General features: G+C 63.2%; 16 protein-coding genes. 10 read left to right on the top strand and 6 right to left on the bottom strand.

Annotated features, from left to right (window positions below):
• The first annotated feature begins 113 nt into the window (after positions 1-113).
• Positions 114-1,592 (top strand): RtcB family protein, encoded by a 1,479-nt coding sequence (locus DJFAAGMI_RS06835; protein WP_211456456.1) that lies wholly within the window; start codon positions 114-116, stop codon positions 1,590-1,592.
• 155 nt (positions 1,593-1,747) lie between these two features.
• On the opposite strand, the gene DJFAAGMI_RS06830 is transcribed toward DJFAAGMI_RS06835, so the two are convergent.
• The 5 genes from DJFAAGMI_RS06830 to DJFAAGMI_RS06810 form a co-directional block, all read right to left on the bottom strand.
• On the bottom strand, positions 1,748-2,335 hold the full coding sequence (locus DJFAAGMI_RS06830; RefSeq protein WP_211456455.1) for an SRPBCC family protein: 588 nt from the start codon (positions 2,333-2,335) through the stop codon (positions 1,748-1,750).
• Positions 2,332-3,018: a YceI family protein gene (locus DJFAAGMI_RS06825; protein ID WP_249333870.1), complete on the bottom strand. Its 687-nt coding sequence runs from the start codon at positions 3,016-3,018 to the stop codon at positions 2,332-2,334. Before DJFAAGMI_RS06825 ends, DJFAAGMI_RS06830 begins: the two co-directional genes overlap by 4 nt.
• 47 nt (positions 3,019-3,065) lie before the next feature.
• Positions 3,066-3,626: a YceI family protein gene (locus DJFAAGMI_RS06820; protein WP_211456453.1), complete on the bottom strand. Its 561-nt coding sequence runs from the start codon at positions 3,624-3,626 to the stop codon at positions 3,066-3,068.
• 124 nt (positions 3,627-3,750) lie between these two features.
• On the bottom strand, positions 3,751-4,332 hold the full coding sequence (locus DJFAAGMI_RS06815; RefSeq protein ID WP_043005093.1) for a peroxidase-related enzyme: 582 nt from the start codon (positions 4,330-4,332) through the stop codon (positions 3,751-3,753).
• A 143-nt stretch (positions 4,333-4,475) separates the two neighbouring features.
• Positions 4,476-5,123: a LysE family translocator gene (locus tag DJFAAGMI_RS06810; protein ID WP_211456452.1), complete on the bottom strand. Its 648-nt coding sequence runs from the start codon at positions 5,121-5,123 to the stop codon at positions 4,476-4,478.
• Positions 5,124-5,239: 116 nt separating this feature from the next.
• Between DJFAAGMI_RS06810 and DJFAAGMI_RS06805 the strand changes: the two genes are divergently transcribed.
• The 3 genes from DJFAAGMI_RS06805 to DJFAAGMI_RS06795 all read left to right on the top strand — a co-directional run bounded on the left by DJFAAGMI_RS06805 (position 5,240) and on the right by DJFAAGMI_RS06795 (position 7,012).
• The gene (locus tag DJFAAGMI_RS06805) at positions 5,240-6,199 is read left to right on the top strand and encodes a LysR substrate-binding domain-containing protein (protein ID WP_419095592.1); all 960 of its coding nucleotides are present in this window, start codon (positions 5,240-5,242) and stop codon (positions 6,197-6,199) included.
• Positions 6,200-6,289: 90 nt separating this feature from the next.
• Complete coding sequence (locus tag DJFAAGMI_RS06800; RefSeq protein ID WP_211456451.1) at positions 6,290-6,778, top strand: DUF6882 domain-containing protein; 489 nt, start codon at positions 6,290-6,292, stop codon at positions 6,776-6,778.
• Between the two features lie 84 nt (positions 6,779-6,862).
• The gene (locus DJFAAGMI_RS06795; RefSeq protein WP_043004967.1) at positions 6,863-7,012 is read left to right on the top strand and encodes a hypothetical protein; all 150 of its coding nucleotides are present in this window, start codon (positions 6,863-6,865) and stop codon (positions 7,010-7,012) included.
• Between the two features lie 43 nt (positions 7,013-7,055).
• Here the strand turns inward: DJFAAGMI_RS06795 and DJFAAGMI_RS06790 are convergent, their stop codons facing one another.
• Complete coding sequence (locus tag DJFAAGMI_RS06790) at positions 7,056-7,652, bottom strand: IMPACT family protein (RefSeq protein ID WP_043004966.1); 597 nt, start codon at positions 7,650-7,652, stop codon at positions 7,056-7,058.
• 176 nt (positions 7,653-7,828) lie between these two features.
• Here DJFAAGMI_RS06790 and DJFAAGMI_RS06785 point away from each other — a divergent pair, with 176 nt between their 5' ends.
• The 6 genes from DJFAAGMI_RS06785 (at position 7,829) to DJFAAGMI_RS06760 (ending at position 14,555) form a co-directional block, all read left to right on the top strand.
• Positions 7,829-7,996 carry a hypothetical protein gene (locus tag DJFAAGMI_RS06785; protein WP_196250296.1) on the top strand — a complete coding sequence of 56 codons (168 nt, stop codon included), beginning with the start codon at positions 7,829-7,831 and terminating at the stop codon, positions 7,994-7,996.
• A 119-nt stretch (positions 7,997-8,115) separates the two neighbouring features.
• Positions 8,116-9,000: a helix-turn-helix transcriptional regulator gene (locus DJFAAGMI_RS06780; RefSeq protein ID WP_211456450.1), complete on the top strand. Its 885-nt coding sequence runs from the start codon at positions 8,116-8,118 to the stop codon at positions 8,998-9,000.
• 187 nt (positions 9,001-9,187) lie between these two features.
• A complete protein-coding gene (locus tag DJFAAGMI_RS06775) occupies positions 9,188-10,885 on the top strand; it encodes an FAD-dependent monooxygenase (RefSeq protein WP_211456449.1) in 1,698 nt (565 codons plus the stop codon).
• Positions 10,886-10,897: 12 nt separating this feature from the next.
• Complete coding sequence (locus tag DJFAAGMI_RS06770; protein WP_043004963.1) at positions 10,898-11,086, top strand: hypothetical protein; 189 nt, start codon at positions 10,898-10,900, stop codon at positions 11,084-11,086.
• 217 nt (positions 11,087-11,303) lie between these two features.
• Positions 11,304-11,843 carry a PepSY domain-containing protein gene (locus DJFAAGMI_RS06765; RefSeq protein WP_211456448.1) on the top strand — a complete coding sequence of 180 codons (540 nt, stop codon included), beginning with the start codon at positions 11,304-11,306 and terminating at the stop codon, positions 11,841-11,843.
• Between the two features lie 237 nt (positions 11,844-12,080).
• Positions 12,081-14,555, top strand: coding sequence for a YgiQ family radical SAM protein (locus DJFAAGMI_RS06760; RefSeq protein WP_211456447.1), 2,475 nt, complete (start codon positions 12,081-12,083; stop codon positions 14,553-14,555).
• Positions 14,556-14,605 lie beyond the last annotated feature (50 nt).

Here is a 14,605-nt window from a genome sequence, read left to right as displayed (position 1 = left end):
GTCCTGATGAAAAGTGCCTTGGCTCATCAAGTGCACTGCAGCCTGTCGGCAACACCGATGCTTCGCGGCCGGGCCGCTAATCATTAGAATCTGCGGCTTACCCATCCTTCCTGATGCTGCTGCTCGAAGGTGCGTTGCATCTCCCAGATTCGGAGATGCGCTGTTGCGTACCTGTTTTTCTCAGCATCATGCCCCATCTTTCCGGGAAGCTTTCCCGACTGCAAAAAGCTCTGTCACGTCAGGGCATCCAGGTCTCATATCGGGACCATATCTATCAAATCCATAACGAGCAGGCGGCCGCCACGGTTTTGCTGCCTGACAGTCTGCCGCTGGAGCACAAGGCCGTTAGTCAACTGCTGGACTTCGCCTCGGTTGCCGACCCGCAAGGCCATGGCGCAGTCTGCAAAGCCTGTGCCACGCCGGACTTTCACCCCGGCAGCATTGCGCCAGTGGGGGCCGTGGTGGCGACATCGCCGGATTTCGTGATTCCTGCTGCCATCGGTACGGATATCAACTGCGGCATACGCCTGCTGAGCACGGGCCTGACCCAGGCGCAGGCCGAGCTGCACAAAAGCACCATCGTGCAGCGGCTGACCCGCGTCATCTTGCAGAACGGGCGCGATGTACCCGTGCGCAGCGCAGGCTTCAAGGCATTGTTCGACGAGGGTCCCCAGGCCTTTATTGAGCAGTTGCCCGACGCCGGCCTGTGGCAGGGCGTGAACCGCGACCGCCTGCAGGCCGAGCTGGCCGGTTGCGTGGGACTGCAAGGCTTTGCGGGCCGTAGTCTTTACGCGCCCGAAGCCCTGCTGCAGGCGCGTGAGTTGCTGCGCCCGCCGTCTGCCGCCGACCTGGGCAGCGGCAATCATTTTCTGGAGTTCTGCGTGGTTGATGAGATTTTCGATCGCCACGCCGCCTATGCGGCAGGGCTCAAGAAGGGTGATGTCACGGTGATGATCCATACCGGCTCGCGCGATGTCGGCTTTTATGTCGGCCGCCGCTGGATGGATCTGGCCAGGCAGCAATGGCCGCAAGGCAGCAAACACCCGCGGCACGGCCTGTATGGTCTGAGCGGTGCGCTGGCGCAGGATTACCTGCAGGCTATGGGCGTGGCCGCGCGCTATGCATGGTTCAACCGCATGGCGCTGGCCGAGCTGGTGCGCAAAGAACTGGAGGACATTGCCGCGCCCGATGCTTCGCGCCTGATTGTGGATGTGCCGCATAACGTCGTGATGACCGAAGGCGAGTTCAATGTGCACCGCAAGGGCTCGACCCCGGCGCACGACGGCCAGTGGGCGCTGATTCCGGGCTCCATGGGCGACTACTCCTTCCTTGTCAAGGGCCTGGGCCATGAAGACTGGCTGCAATCGTGCAGCCACGGCGCAGGTCGGCAGGTGCGGAGACAGGACACACGCCGCATGAAGCAGCCGCTGATCGAGTCCATGTGGCAGTGCATCACGCTGCGCGAGGAGCGCTTGATCGAGGAGGCCCCAGGTGCCTACAAACCGGTGGGACCGGTGCTGCAGGCGCAGGAGGAGGCGGGGCTGATCCGGGCGAGCCTGAGATTGAGGCCTTGGCTGACTTTCAAGGCCTGAAAACTCCATGGCTTTCGGCGCTTGATGAACGAATGCCGGCAGTCATGGCTTCCCGGCGGCCAGGCAAATCGCTCTTGCAGGCTTGGATGCGCCCTGGACTGCTTTGGCGGATCGTCACGGAAAATCCTGTACTCCTCGCAATGAGTGGCTTTGCACTAATTTTTTGATGGAGGGTTGCCGCTTCCGAGGTTCAATGCCTCGCGACGCAGGATTTCATCCACCAGCGCCTTGAACTGGCGCGTCAGCAGCTGGCGCACCACCGCTTTCCCGAGCAGCGGGGGGATGGTGAATGCGGGAACCAGGCGGCCGCTGTAGCTCAGGCGCACGCGGCCGTCCGCCAGGGTTTCCAGGGTATAGCTGCCGTCCATCTGCTTGAGATTGCCGCCAACCGCATGGGCGATGATGCGCTGTTGCGGCCATTCGTTTACGGCCAGCCTGATTTCGATAGCCTGGCGAAAGAACAGAAATCCCAGGCTGCCTTTCTGCTCCACCAGCACCTGGTTGCCGTTGCGTTGCAGCACGCGAGAGCTGTGCATTCCCGGCACAAATTCGGCCAGATGCTCGTAGTCGGAAATCACGCTCCAGGCAGTGGCCGGCCTGACCTGCATGATGGCCGAGGCGTTTACCAGCACGGCTTCATCCTGCTCGGCGGTCTCGATCTGCAGCTGCTGTGCCGACACCAGCGGGCCGCAGCAGATCAGCAGCAGCGCTGCGCTCGGGGAACGCCAGCTCGCCGTTCTCATGATCCGGATTCCCGCTTCATTGGGTCGGCGCGCACGTCGAAGCTCAGATCGAGCCGGTCCCGGACCTGGATGGCGCCGCCCAGGATCGAAAAAGGTGTGATGCCGAAGTCTGACTGATCGATGCTCAGCGCTCCGCTGATACGAATAGCTCCTTGCTCCCTACCAATCCGGGCCGGCACTCTCAGGCTGCGCGTGACGCCGTGGACTGTAAGAGCCATGGCCAGCATGACCTCGCCGTCCGCATCCGGGGTGGTGCGCACCTGGACGCGTGCAAACGGATGGAGCTGGGTCTGCAGCACCTTGCTCAGCATATTGGTGCGGGTTCCCTCGATATCGGCGGCGCTGGGCTGGGTGTCCAGGCCCGCACCGGCACGCAGAGCGGGTTCGTCGACCGAGAGACCGTCCAGCGCCACATACAGGTCAGCCCGGCCCAGCTGGGGCGCCACATAGCCTTGCAGCTGCCGGCTGGCAATCACATGATCGTGCCCCAGGCTGGCCAGGGCGCCAGCGCGACGCACGGTGATGGAGACCAGCGAACGTGAGGAGGTTACCTTCAGTACTTCCTGACCGCTGGCTGTGGCCTGTTCGTAGAAGGCTGCTGGAAAGTCCGCAGGCCTTGCCTGCGGGCTGGCAGGCTGCGCTTTTTCCAGCCCCGGTTGGGAACATCCCGCAACCAGGGTCATAAGGGTTATCAGTGCCGTCAGTACCGCAATCAGCGGTCTGAGGGCCCTCATGGCAGCTCGCGCAGCCGGGCGCGAAATTTCACTTTCACCTCGTCGCCCACGGCATCGCTGCTTTGCCACTGTCCCGTGCCTATGCCGAAGAGGGTGCGGCGGGTAAGGAATTCCCCTTCGAGCAGGCGCTCCTCGGGCTTCCAGCTGAAAGGCAGCGCAAGCGGCTGCCGAACACCTTTCAGAAGCAGCGTGCCGCGTGCCAGATGGCGGTCAGTGCCCGCCGTGCCGAGGATTTCGCGGGTATCAAAGACCGCCTCGGGGTAGCCGGCAAAGTCAAACCAGTCTTTGCCGGCAATGGCCTGGTTGATGTCCTTGCTGTTCATGTCGGCGCTGCTGACGCGAATGCGGACGTTCAGGTGACTGCCGGCAGCTTGCTGCGGGTCGAAATCAAAGCGAATGCTGAAGTCTTTGAATACCCCCGTCACCGGCGTTTTCTCGAAGGTGGCAGTGAACTCCAGCCGGTTGTCAGGCCCTGGCTCGAGTTGCCAGGTGGCAGCATGAGCCGTTGTGGCGCTGAACGCCGCCAGCACGGCGAGGCAGCAAACGGTTTTTCGCATCTTGATAGGCCTCCGGCAAGCAGCGCTTTGCCGGGTCGGCCGCTGCTCTGCCCGGGATGATGCGCCATTCCTGCGCCTGTTGCACCGGTTGCAGCCAACGAGTTACTGCCTGTTGCCGGTGGCTTCAGGCCTTTTTCTCGCGCGGCACGCGACCCATGAGATAGAACTCAGGATTGGGCTGCATGCCCGCAAAGCTGGCCATGCGGTTGGACAGGCCGAAGAAGGCGGTGATGGCCGCGATGTCCCAGATATCCTCGTCGTCAAAGCCGTGGGGATAGAGCGCTTCGTGGTCGGCATCGTCGATGTCCTGGCTGTGCAGGCAGACCTTCATGGCAAAGTCCAGCATCGCCCGTTCGCGCGGACTGATATCGGCCTTGCGGTAGTTGACGGCTATCTGATCGGCAATCAGCGGCTTTTTCTCGTGAATGCGCAATATGGCGCCGTGTGCCACCACGCAGAACAGACACTGGTTGGCGGCACTGGTGGCCGTGACGATCATCTCGCGCTCGCCCTTGCTCAGGCTGCCTTCCTCCTTGAGCATCAGCGCATCGTGGTAGGCAAAGAAGGCCCGCCACTCGGCCGGCCGGCGCGCAAAGGCCAGAAACACATTGGGGATGAAGCCGGTTTTTTCCTGCACTTCGGCAATGCGCTGCCTGATGTCTTGCGGCAGGGTGTTCAGATCGGGAAAGGGGTAGCGATTCTTCATGGTGCTGGTCTCCTCTGGCTTTTTCACTGATGCCGACCAAGCATGGCATGGGTGAGCGCTCCAAAGCTGTCGTTTACGTTGCAGATACTGCTATCGAACACCTTGTTGGTCTGAGACTCTTTCATATCAAGTGCAAGTAGCTATCAAAATTGAATTTGCCGTGCGCTGCTGGCACCGATCAGCAACCCACCCAGGCCCATGAGCACCATGCCCAGACTGCGGTCCACCCAGGGGCGCACAGCCTGCATCCTGAGTTGCAGCACCGGGGTCGAGAAGAAGCAGGCGACCAGCGCAAACCACAGCACATGGGTCAGGGCGATGAAGAGTCCGTAGGCCAGCTGGCTGGTCATGGGCACGTCAGGGCCGGCGACCTGCATGAACAGACTGATGATGAAGAGCGCGGTCTTGGGATTGAGCACGTTGGTCAGAAAACCCAGGACAAAAAGCGAGAGGCCGGCAGCATGCCCGGTTGCAGCGCCGCAAGCAGGCTTTGACGAACCTTCGTTGGCATGGCTGGCGCCACGCCATAGAGAAATTCCCAGCCAGACCAGATAGGCTGCACCCGCATATCTGAGCAGGTCGAACAGCCAGGGCAGGCGCTGCAGGACCAGGCCCAGTCCCAGCAGGGTATAGGCGACATGGATCAGCACACCGCTGCCAATGCCCAGCGCTACCCACAGACCTGCACGGCGCGATTCCATCAGGCTGGTGCGGGTGACCAGGGCGAAGTCGGCGCCGGGGCTGACGACGGCGAGAGAGGTGACAAGAATCACGGTAGGCCAGGCGTTCATGCTATGCGTTTGGTTGAGTTTAAATTGCTGTTTTTTCGATGGCTCTGCTGCAGGAGAATGGCAGGCAGCGCTCTATGGGCCTGAACTCTAGGACGGTCATAGCTTTTTGAATAACGATGATTTCTCAAGAAAATAGTGAATCCAGATCACAGATAACCATGGCCGGTCCACAGCGCATGCCGTCGCTGGTGGCCTTGCGCTGCTTTGAAGCCGCAGCGCGGCTGGAGAGTTTCAGCCGCGCTGCCGATGAGCTGCATCTGACCCATGGCGCCATCAGCCGTGCGGTGCGCGCGGTGGAGCAGGAGCTGGGGGCGCCGCTGTTCGAGCGTCGCAATCGCCGCGTGTTTCTCAATGCCGCGGGCCGCTTGTTGTTCGATGGCGTCCATGCCGGGCTGGCGCAGATGGCGCGCGCGGCAGAAGCGGTGCGCCGGCAGGTGGCCGACAGGCCTTTGCTGCTGTCCTGCGAGCCCACGCTGCTCATGCGCTGGCTGATTCCGCGTTGGGGCGACTTTCAGGCTCGCTACCCGCAGCACACCGTGCATCTGGTCGCAGGCGGCGGCACCGTCGAGTGGGGGCGCGGCATCGATCTGGCCATACGCCGCAACGACTTCGACTGGGGGCGCAACGTCCATGTACAGCCCTTGTGCGCAGAGCGCATGGGGCCGGTCTGCCAGCCGGACCGGCTGGAGCAGTTCTTTGCCTCGAAGGCGGATGGCAGCCTGGAGCTGCGGGGTGGCGCGGAGCTGTTGCACAGCAGGACGCGCCCCGGGGCCTGGGCGGATTGGTGTCAATCTGTGTCTCTTCAGATCCCGATGCAGCTGGGGCAGGCACCAACAGCCGGCGCTCTGGTGCTTGAGCATTTCTACTTGAGCCTGCAGGCCGCGGCAGCGGGTCTGGGCGTGGCCATGGGCCCGCAGTTGCTGGTGCAGGACGATATCGCCGTCGGGAGGCTGGTGGCACCGCTGGGCTTTGTGCCGGACGGCTCGCAATACTGTCTGCTGGCCCCGCAAGTCTGGGTTGCTGGTTCGGTGCAGCAGCTTCTTGCCGACTGGATAGCGCAGCAGATGAAGAACTGAACGCAGGCCTGCGGGGGCATAGGGTTCCAGGCCCTGGCATGCCCGCTTCTTGCCTGACAATGCGCTCTGTTGAAAAGCAATGGATACGCGATGAGCAACGACGCACAAACCGCCGACTGGGCCGCCTGGAGCCGTGAGGCCGTTGAAATGATGCAGGCCCGCAATGCCGACTGGCCCCGGCAGTTCGGCCTGGAGGGCAGCCCCAAGTACCGCTGGGATCTCGAACGTGCGCTGCTGGCACTGGAAGCTCCGCTGCATGAGGTGGTTGCCACGGTCTGCCTGGTGGGCACCAGCAGTGAGCAGGACGGCAGCTTTGTCTGGAGCTGGGCCAACGAAGCCATTCCCAGACAGCACGGCGAAGCGCTGGAGGTGGTGCATGAATTCGGTCGCCAGAACCAGCTGGCGCTGCTGACCACGGCCAGGATTCCCGGCGGCCGTCCCGAGGCCATGGAATGCCTGTGCATTGCCGCCCGCCTGCAGCGCGCCGTAGGCACCTTCATCGACCAGCAGGGCGATGTGACCCTGTATTTCACCTTGCTGCACCTGCAGGTGGCGGCCGAGCAGCAGCCTGCCAATTGAGAGCTGCAGAAAAGATTGTTGACAGAATTCGAGCGGGATCGCCTATAGACTGGCACTCCGAAAAATCAGAAAAAGGTCCAACCCATGAAAACCATGTTTGCGCTGGCTGCGGCCCTGTGGGTGCTCAGCGGCTGCGCGGTCTATGACGGCCGCGGCGGGTATTACGATGATGGCTACAAAAAGCCCCATCCCCATGGCTGCCCTCCGGGCCAGGCCAAAAAAGGCAATTGCTGATAAGGCTGCAGAAGAAACCCGCCCAGGCGGGTTTTTTTGCGTCCTATAGCTCGTCGGGCTTGAGCCAGCCAATGCGGCCCTGGCCGCTCTCATTGAGGGTGCTGACAAACTGGGCGGCATCGGCCTCGGGCATCTGCAGCGTGAAGCGCACCAGAGAGCCGTGATCGACCTCCAGCAACTCCGCGCCCGCTGTATCGGCCATGCGCCGCACCAGACCTTCCAGCGGATAGGGGGCCGTGCACTGCAAGGTCTGCATGCGTTGAATGGCGACTTTTTCGGCCTGCAGCAAGGCCTGTGCCACGGCATCGGTATAAGCGCGCACCAGTCCGCCGGCGCCGAGCTTGACGCCGCCAAAATAGCGCACCACGGTAGCCAGAACGCCTTCCAGGTCCTGATGGCGCAGCACATCCAGCATGGGGCGGCCTGCCGTGCCGCTGGGTTCGCCGTCATCCACGGCGGCCGATTGACCGCCCGCCAGCAGGGCCCAGCAGACATGGGCCGCGCCCGGATGCTCGCGCCAGAGTGCATCCACCACGGCCTGTGCGCTGGCCCGGTCCGTCATCGGCTGCACGCAGCCGATGAAGCGGCTTTTCTTGATGATGAGTTCGCTGGAGACGGGAGCACGAAGGGTCTGAGGCATAGCGGCGGCAGCATAACCGCAAAGTCGAGGCCGAGCAGCGTGGCCCGATGATGGCAGTTGTGACATATCCATGACACGACGACGCGGCCTGTGGGGATTGCTCGACAGTGTCCTTAAGCCAATTCCTACAGGAGCGGCCCGCTTCGAGCCTTAAGCTTTGAGCAAAGGAGGCCATCATGAACCATCCGCACCCAGAGTCCCTGAGCGAACATACTTTTGGCCGCGAACACTTCACGCCGCCTCCGCTGGCCCAGGAGCTGGCAGAGCCTCAGGCCCTGCAGGCGGCGGCTCCCGAAGACGAATGGGAGCTGCTGCAGCGCATACGCAATGTGGGCGAGTGGTAGGGCGCCAGAGCCCGACCGCATTTTCTGCCACAAGCCAAACCGGCCAGACCGGCTGCTCCTGAAAGGACAGCCGGTTTTTCCTGTCCGCTGCCGCGCTGCAGCGGCGAGAATCGCGGTCTATGACTGCCTGCTCCGCGCCGTTTCCCGATTCCTCGCACTGGATGCTGCTGCCGGCTGCCGCGCAGGCAGCGCAGCTGCCCGTGGCTCTGGCCGATGTGACGGCCATGATGGAAAGAGTGGGGCGCAGCAGCAGCGATGCCGTGGCCGAGCAGATCCTGCAGTTGCTGGGGCGCCATGTGCCGCTGGCGCAGTGCACGATCTTCTCCTTCCAGGGCATGGCCAGGCCGCGCGTGGTGGGCATGGGCGACAGGGCGCGCACGGGGGCGCTGCCCATGATCTCCCAAGATTACAGCGAACGCTTCTATCCGCTCGACGGCTCGCAGCGCGTGATGCAGGCCGAGCTGGAACGCCTTGCCAAGGACCCGCATGCCAAGCCACGCGTCTGGCTGCATCGCCAGGGCCCGCGCGATGTGCAGCATCCCGAATACCGTCATGTCTGCTATGAGCTGCCGCGCATCGCCGAGCGGCTGTCGTTGCTGATGCTGCAGGAAAACGCGCGCTGGCTCTCCGTGAACCTGTACCGAGGCGAGGAGCACGGCAGCTTCGACGCCTCAGCCATTGCCCGGATCGAGGCTTTCGCGCCCCTGGTCATGCAGGCCATGCGTCTGCATTACGCAGGGCAGACGCTGCAGGATGACCTGGTCGGGCTGGTGCTGGCGCGGCTGGCAAGGCGCTTCGAGCAACTGACGCCGCGCGACCTCGATGTGGTGCGGGCGCTGGCCCAGGGCCTGGATGCCGATGCGCTGGCGCAGCGCCTGGGCATTACCGTCAACAGTGCACGCACCTATGTCAAACGCGTCTGCGCCAAGCTGGGCGTGCAGGGGCAGCGCGAGCTGTTCGCGCTGCTGATGGAGCCTGCTGAAGCTGTCGATGGTCAACTTTGATATCTTCCATCGATTGATGGGAAAGGGGTAGAGGCTGATTTCATTGAAATTTGACTTGGGATAGATGTTGTCTCCATTTGGTGACATCGGCGGTGGGCTGCTTTTCTACACTGCATTGCAAGCCAGACCGCAAAGGGGATGAAAGCGCACCGGTTTGACCACGACAGCGCCCCCAGGAGACAAGAACATGCACCAGCCATTTGCCGAGCCACGCCGCTCCATCTATTACCAGTACCAGGTGCACCAGCCCTGGCTTGCCTCCCGGCATCCGGGCGAGCAAAACCACCCCATCGTCATCGTCGGCACCGGCCCCGTGGGCCTGACCACGGCGCTGGAGATTGCCCGCCACGGCCAGCGCTGCGTGGTGCTGGAGTCCGAGCTGCAGGTGTCCGAAGGCAGCCGTGCCATCGTGTTCACGCGCCGCTCCATGGAAATCCTGCAACAGGTGGGCGTGGCCCAGCGCGTGACGGAGACCGGACTGCCCTGGTGCTACGGCAACAGCATCTACCGCGGCCAGCGCGTGTTTCGCATGGAGAACGCGCGTGCCGACGACGACCGCTTTTTTCCCATGATCAATCTGCAGCAGCAGTACCTGGAGGAATACCTGGTCGATGCAGCGCAAGCCAACCCGCTGATCGAGCTGCGCTGGGGCAATCGCGTGAACAAGGTCGAGCAAAAGGGCGAGCAGGTTTTGGTGGAAGTGGACACCCCAGAAGGCAGCTACGAGTTGCGGGCCGACTGGCTGGTGGCCTGCGACGGCGCGCGCTCCGGGATTCGCACGGCCATGAATCTATTGATGGAGGGCGCCTCCTACGAGGGCCGCTTCGTGATCGCCGACATCCGCATCGACCTGCCCCTGCCCACCGAGCGCCTCGCATTCTTCGATCCCACATGGAACCCGGGCAACACCATCCTCATGCACCGCGAGCCGCATGGCATCTGGCGTGTGGACTACCAGCTGCCTGCCGGCGAAGATCCCGAGGATGCGCTCAGGCCCGAGTCGCTGAAGGCGCGCATCGATGCGCAGCTGGAGATGATCGGCTTTGGCGGCACGCCCTGGGAGATGGACTGGAGCTCCGTCTACTCGGCCCGCGCGCTGACCCTGCCCGACTATGTGCATGGCCGCGTGATCTTTGCGGGCGACGCCGCCCATATGCTGCCCATCTTCGGCGTGCGCGGCGCCAATACCGGCTTTCAGGATGCCCAGGGCCTGGGCTGGCGTCTGGCGCTCGTCGCCAAGGGCGCGGCCAGCGCCGCGCTGCTGCAAAGCTATAGCAGCGAGCGCGTGGGTGCGGCCCGCGAGATTGTGGAGGAGGCCGGCAAGAGCACGCGTTTCATGGCCCCGCCGAGCCGAGGCTTCAGACTGCTGCGCGATGCCGTGCTGTCCCTGTCGCTGAGCCAGCCCTTTGTCGGCCCGCTCTATCACTGGCGAACTTCGCGCCCGCATGAGTACGGCAGCTCGCCGCTCAACAGCATGGGCGACGACAATCTGCTGTTCAAGGCCGGGCCCGCCCACGGCGCGCCGCCTCTGAACGTGCGGCTTGCGCCGGACAGCTATCTGCTTGACCACCTGGGTGGCGGCTTCGATCTGCTGTATTTCACGAACGGCAAGGCGATACCCGCCGAGCTGCAAGCGGTCGTGGCCGGGATAAGGGCTCGCGGCATCGGCGTGCGCCTGATTGCCGTCAGCAGCCAGACCGCCAGCGCGGTACAGGGTGCCGATCTGGTGCTCGACGACAGCGAAGGCCGTTGCCGCGCCCGCTATGGCGTGATGGCCGATGGCGCTGCCTATCTGCTGCGTCCCGATCAACATGTCTGTGCGCGCTGGATGGCGCTGGACGCCAATCGCCTGCAAGCGGCATTCAAGGCGGCCCTGCCTGTCTGAGGAGAGATGCAAATGAACCCAACCACTCTTGATATCGCCGGTCTGGAGACCGTGTACGACCAGCTGGCTGTCGCCATCGATGCCGTGGGCGCGGACAAGTCCGAGCTGCTGCTGGTCAAGCTGGCGCTGCTGGCCGCCAATCGGCTGGGTGACGCCGGCCAGTTCGGCGAGTTGATTGCCGCAGCCCAGCGCGATCTGTAACAGCGACAGCGGCCTGTTTCCGATCCGATTGCAGCCCGCCAAGGCCCGGCCCTGGCGGGCTGTTTGCATGGGACTCTTGAATTTCATAGCGAGAAAGCTTTGTCTGGCAAAGGCTTTGCTTGGATTTTCTCAAAGTCGATACGGCTTGATATCTGACAAGCCCGAGCCCCGGAATCGGGGCAGACTGCAAGGGTCGCCACTGTCGGAGGATGGGTTCATGAGATTGCGTTCCAGCACCTTGCTGCTAGCTGCCACCCTGAGCCTGTACGGATGGAGCGCGGCTCCGGCCCTGGCAAGGTCGGCTGCCGAATGGCTGGCCCTGACCGGCGCCGTGCAGATCGGCCTGACCCAGGCCGTCGAGAAAGCCCAGGCCGTCGTTTCCGGAAACGCGATAGACGCCGAGCTGGAAGAAGGCAAGAAAGGCGCCGCTCCTTATTACGCGGTCACCCTGGTGTCGCCCGCGAACGAGGAGATCAGGCTGCGTGTGAATGCCAGCACCGGCGATGCCGCCGTAGAGAAGAACAAGGGGCGGGCCGAGGCCAAGCATGTCAAGCGCCTGGCCGATACCCGGATCACGCTGGCGCAGGCGGTCGATGCCGCCGTTGCCTCCTTGCCAGGCAAGCCGCTGGAGGCTCAGCTGGATTCGGACTGGGGCAGGACCAGCTACAAGGTCAAGTTGCTGCGGGCCGACCAGACGGTCATGAAGCTCCGGCTGGACCCGGTCACAGGTGCCGTCACGGGCCAGGAAAAAGATTGAGGCAGCGTGGCGGCGGCATTCTGGCGCTATGAATAAGTGAGTATCTAGCGCTTGTCATTCAAAGGTTTAAGGTACGTTAAGCATTGAATTTCAATGGTCGCAAGCGCTGCCTGCTATGAAGTTCAGAGTTTCAGCCCTGTTTCCGCAAGACCTTGCTCGTGCAAGGCCGAGGGCGGAAAAGTACACTGACGGGTTCTTTCTCCGCATAGGCCATGAGGCCATATAAAGCCCATCCACATGAACGCCCCGGTTGATGTTTCCTTTTTCCATCGCGATGCCAAGCCGCTGACCAGCTACAAGCCGTACTGGGCCAAGCGCTTCGGCCCGGCGCCGTTCCTGCCTATGAGTCGTGCGGAGATGGATCAGCTCGGCTGGGACAGCTGCGACATCATTCTGGTCACGGGCGATGCCTATGTGGACCACCCGAGCTTCGGCATGGCCGTCATCGGCCGCGTGCTGGAGGCGCAGGGCTTTCGCGTGGGCATCATCGCCCAGCCCGACTGGACCAGCGCCGAGGCCTTCAAGGCCCTGGGCAAGCCCAATCTGTTCTGGGGCGTGACGGCCGGCAACATGGACTCGATGATCAACCGTTACACGGCTGATCGCAAGATTCGCAGCGACGATGCCTACACCCCCGGCGATGTGGCCGGCAAGCGCCCCGACCGCGCGGCCATCGTTTACAGCCAGCGCTGCCGCGAGGCCTACAAGGATGTGCCCATCGTGCTGGGCGGCATCGAGGGCTCGCTGCGTCGCATTGCCCACTACGACTACTGGAGCGACAAGGTGCGTCGCTCCATCGTGGTGGACAGCAAATGCGACATCCTGCTCTACGGCAATGCCGAACGTGCCCTGGTCGAAGTGGCGCACCGCATCGCGGCGCGCGAGCCGGTGGAGCAGATCACCGATGTGCGCGGTACTTCGTTCTTTCGCCGTGCTTCGGAGGAAGGCTGGTTCGAGGTCGACTCCACCACGGTGGACGAGCCCGGCGAAGTCGAGCCCCATATCAACCCCTATATGACGACCAGCGAGCAGGCCGAGGCCCAGGGCCAGAGCTGCTCCAAGGAAGATGCCGCGAAATCGGAAGCGGACGGCACCAATGACGGCGCATCGGTAGCCAAGGTCCAGCCCATCCAGTTCGTGCCCAATCTTTCGCTGCGCAGCAAGTCCAAGCTGCCCCCGCGCGAGCGCACCGTGCTGCGCCTGCCCAGCTACGAAGAAGTCAAGAGCGATCCGATTCTGTACGCCCACGCCAATCGCGTTCTGCATCTGGAGACCAACCCCGGCAACGCCCGTGCGCTGGTCCAGGCCCATGGCGAGGGAGCCACGGCGCGCGATGTGTGGATGAACCCGCCGCCCATTCCTCTGACCACGGCCGAGATGGACTGGGTTTTCGGTCTTCCCTACGCCCGCAGCCCGCATCCTGTCTATGCCGACGAAAGTGGTAGCCACGAAGGCGCAACCAAGATTCCGGCCTGGGAGATGATTCGCACTTCGGTGAACATCATGCGCGGCTGCTTCGGCGGCTGTACCTTCTGCTCCATCACCGAGCACGAGGGTCGCATCATCCAGAGCCGCTCGGAAGATTCCATCATCCAGGAGCTCGAGGAGATCCGCGACAAGGTCAAGGGCTTTACCGGCACCATCTCCGACCTGGGCGGGCCCACGGCCAATATGTATCGCCTGGGTTGCAAGAGCCCGCAGATCGAGGCCGCCTGCCGCAAGCCCAGCTGCGTATTCCCCGGCATCTGCCAGAACCTGCATACCGACCACGGGCCGCTGATCAAGATCTACCGCCGCGCGCGCAAACTGCCCGGCATCAAGAAGATCCTGATCGGCTCGGGTCTGCGCTACGACCTGGCCGTGAAGTCGCCCGAGTACGTCAAGGAACTGGTCCAGCACCATGTGGGCGGTTATCTGAAGATCGCGCCCGAGCACACCGAGCAAGGCCCGCTGACCAAGATGATGAAGCCGGGCATCGGCAGCTATGACAAGTTCAAGCAGCTGTTCGAGAAGTTCAGCGAAGAGGCCGGCAAGAAGCAGTTCCTGATTCCCTATTTCATCGCCGCCCACCCGGGCACCAGCGATGAAGACATGATGAATCTGGCCATCTGGCTCAAGAAGAACGGCTTCCGCGCCGACCAGGTGCAGACCTTCTATCCCAGCCCCATGGCCACGGCCACGGCCATGTACCACAGCGGCCGCAATACGCTGACCAAGGTGCGCCGGCAGATGCGCGACGAGGACGAAGAGCGCGTGGACATCGTGCGTGGTGAAAAGCGTCGCCGTCTGCACAAGGCTTTTCTGCGTTATCACGACCCCAACAACTGGCCGCTGCTGCGCGAGGCGCTCAAGACCATGGGTCGTGCCGACCTGATCGGCAACGGCAAGCAGCATCTGATTCCGACCTTCCAGCCTCTGGTTGACGGCAGCTATCAGAGTGCCCGCAAGAAGAACAGCACCTCGTCCAAGAGCGGCGGCGGCATCGGCTACACCACCAACAAGGATGGCAAGGCCGTGGCTGTGCGTCGTCGCCAGGATGATGCAGGCCTTGAGCCCAAGGGGGATGTGCGCTTTCGCAGCAGCCAGCCCCAACCGGGCAAGATGCTGACCCAGCACACGGGTCTGCCTCCGCGTGCCGGTGTGACGGGCAAGGCCAGGCCTGGAGCCAGGCCGGCGAAGCCTGCGGGTCAGGCTTCGCGCAAGCCGCGCTGATGGCAGCAGCCTGAGTGCCGCCTAAAAAGGAAACGACGCCTCAGGCGTCG

Origin of the sequence: Comamonas brasiliensis (assembly GCF_018292285.1) — a bacterium.
Classification (GTDB): Bacteria; Pseudomonadota; Gammaproteobacteria; order Burkholderiales; family Burkholderiaceae_C; genus Comamonas; species Comamonas brasiliensis.
The sequence above is the reverse complement of the archived record's forward strand: the minus strand, read 5'-3'. Positions and strand labels throughout refer to the sequence as shown.

Excerpts from the sequence above, each read along its gene's own strand:
- DJFAAGMI_RS06820 (WP_211456453.1), bottom strand. The coding sequence starts at position 3,626 with ATGCGAAAAACCGTTTGCTGCCTCGCCGTGCTGGCGGCGTTCAGCGCC.
- DJFAAGMI_RS06775 (WP_211456449.1), top strand. The coding sequence starts at position 9,188 with ATGCACCAGCCATTTGCCGAGCCACGCCGCTCCATCTATTACCAGTAC.
- DJFAAGMI_RS06815 (WP_043005093.1), bottom strand. The coding sequence starts at position 4,332 with ATGAAGAATCGCTACCCCTTTCCCGATCTGAACACCCTGCCGCAAGAC.
- DJFAAGMI_RS06835 (WP_211456456.1), top strand. The coding sequence starts at position 114 with ATGCTGCTGCTCGAAGGTGCGTTGCATCTCCCAGATTCGGAGATGCGC.
- DJFAAGMI_RS06830 (WP_211456455.1), bottom strand. The coding sequence starts at position 2,335 with ATGAGAACGGCGAGCTGGCGTTCCCCGAGCGCAGCGCTGCTGCTGATC.
- DJFAAGMI_RS06825 (WP_249333870.1), bottom strand. The coding sequence starts at position 3,018 with ATGACCCTGGTTGCGGGATGTTCCCAACCGGGGCTGGAAAAAGCGCAG.
- DJFAAGMI_RS06800 (WP_211456451.1), top strand. The coding sequence starts at position 6,290 with ATGAGCAACGACGCACAAACCGCCGACTGGGCCGCCTGGAGCCGTGAG.
- DJFAAGMI_RS06795 (WP_043004967.1), top strand. The coding sequence starts at position 6,863 with ATGAAAACCATGTTTGCGCTGGCTGCGGCCCTGTGGGTGCTCAGCGGC.
- DJFAAGMI_RS06805 (WP_419095592.1), top strand. The coding sequence starts at position 5,240 with ATGATTTCTCAAGAAAATAGTGAATCCAGATCACAGATAACCATGGCC.
- DJFAAGMI_RS06810 (WP_211456452.1), bottom strand. The coding sequence starts at position 5,123 with ATGAACGCCTGGCCTACCGTGATTCTTGTCACCTCTCTCGCCGTCGTC.
- DJFAAGMI_RS06760 (WP_211456447.1), top strand. The coding sequence starts at position 12,081 with ATGAACGCCCCGGTTGATGTTTCCTTTTTCCATCGCGATGCCAAGCCG.
- DJFAAGMI_RS06785 (WP_196250296.1), top strand. The coding sequence starts at position 7,829 with ATGAACCATCCGCACCCAGAGTCCCTGAGCGAACATACTTTTGGCCGC.
- DJFAAGMI_RS06780 (WP_211456450.1), top strand. The coding sequence starts at position 8,116 with ATGACTGCCTGCTCCGCGCCGTTTCCCGATTCCTCGCACTGGATGCTG.
- DJFAAGMI_RS06765 (WP_211456448.1), top strand. The coding sequence starts at position 11,304 with ATGAGATTGCGTTCCAGCACCTTGCTGCTAGCTGCCACCCTGAGCCTG.
- DJFAAGMI_RS06770 (WP_043004963.1), top strand. The coding sequence starts at position 10,898 with ATGAACCCAACCACTCTTGATATCGCCGGTCTGGAGACCGTGTACGAC.
- DJFAAGMI_RS06790 (WP_043004966.1), bottom strand. The coding sequence starts at position 7,652 with ATGCCTCAGACCCTTCGTGCTCCCGTCTCCAGCGAACTCATCATCAAG.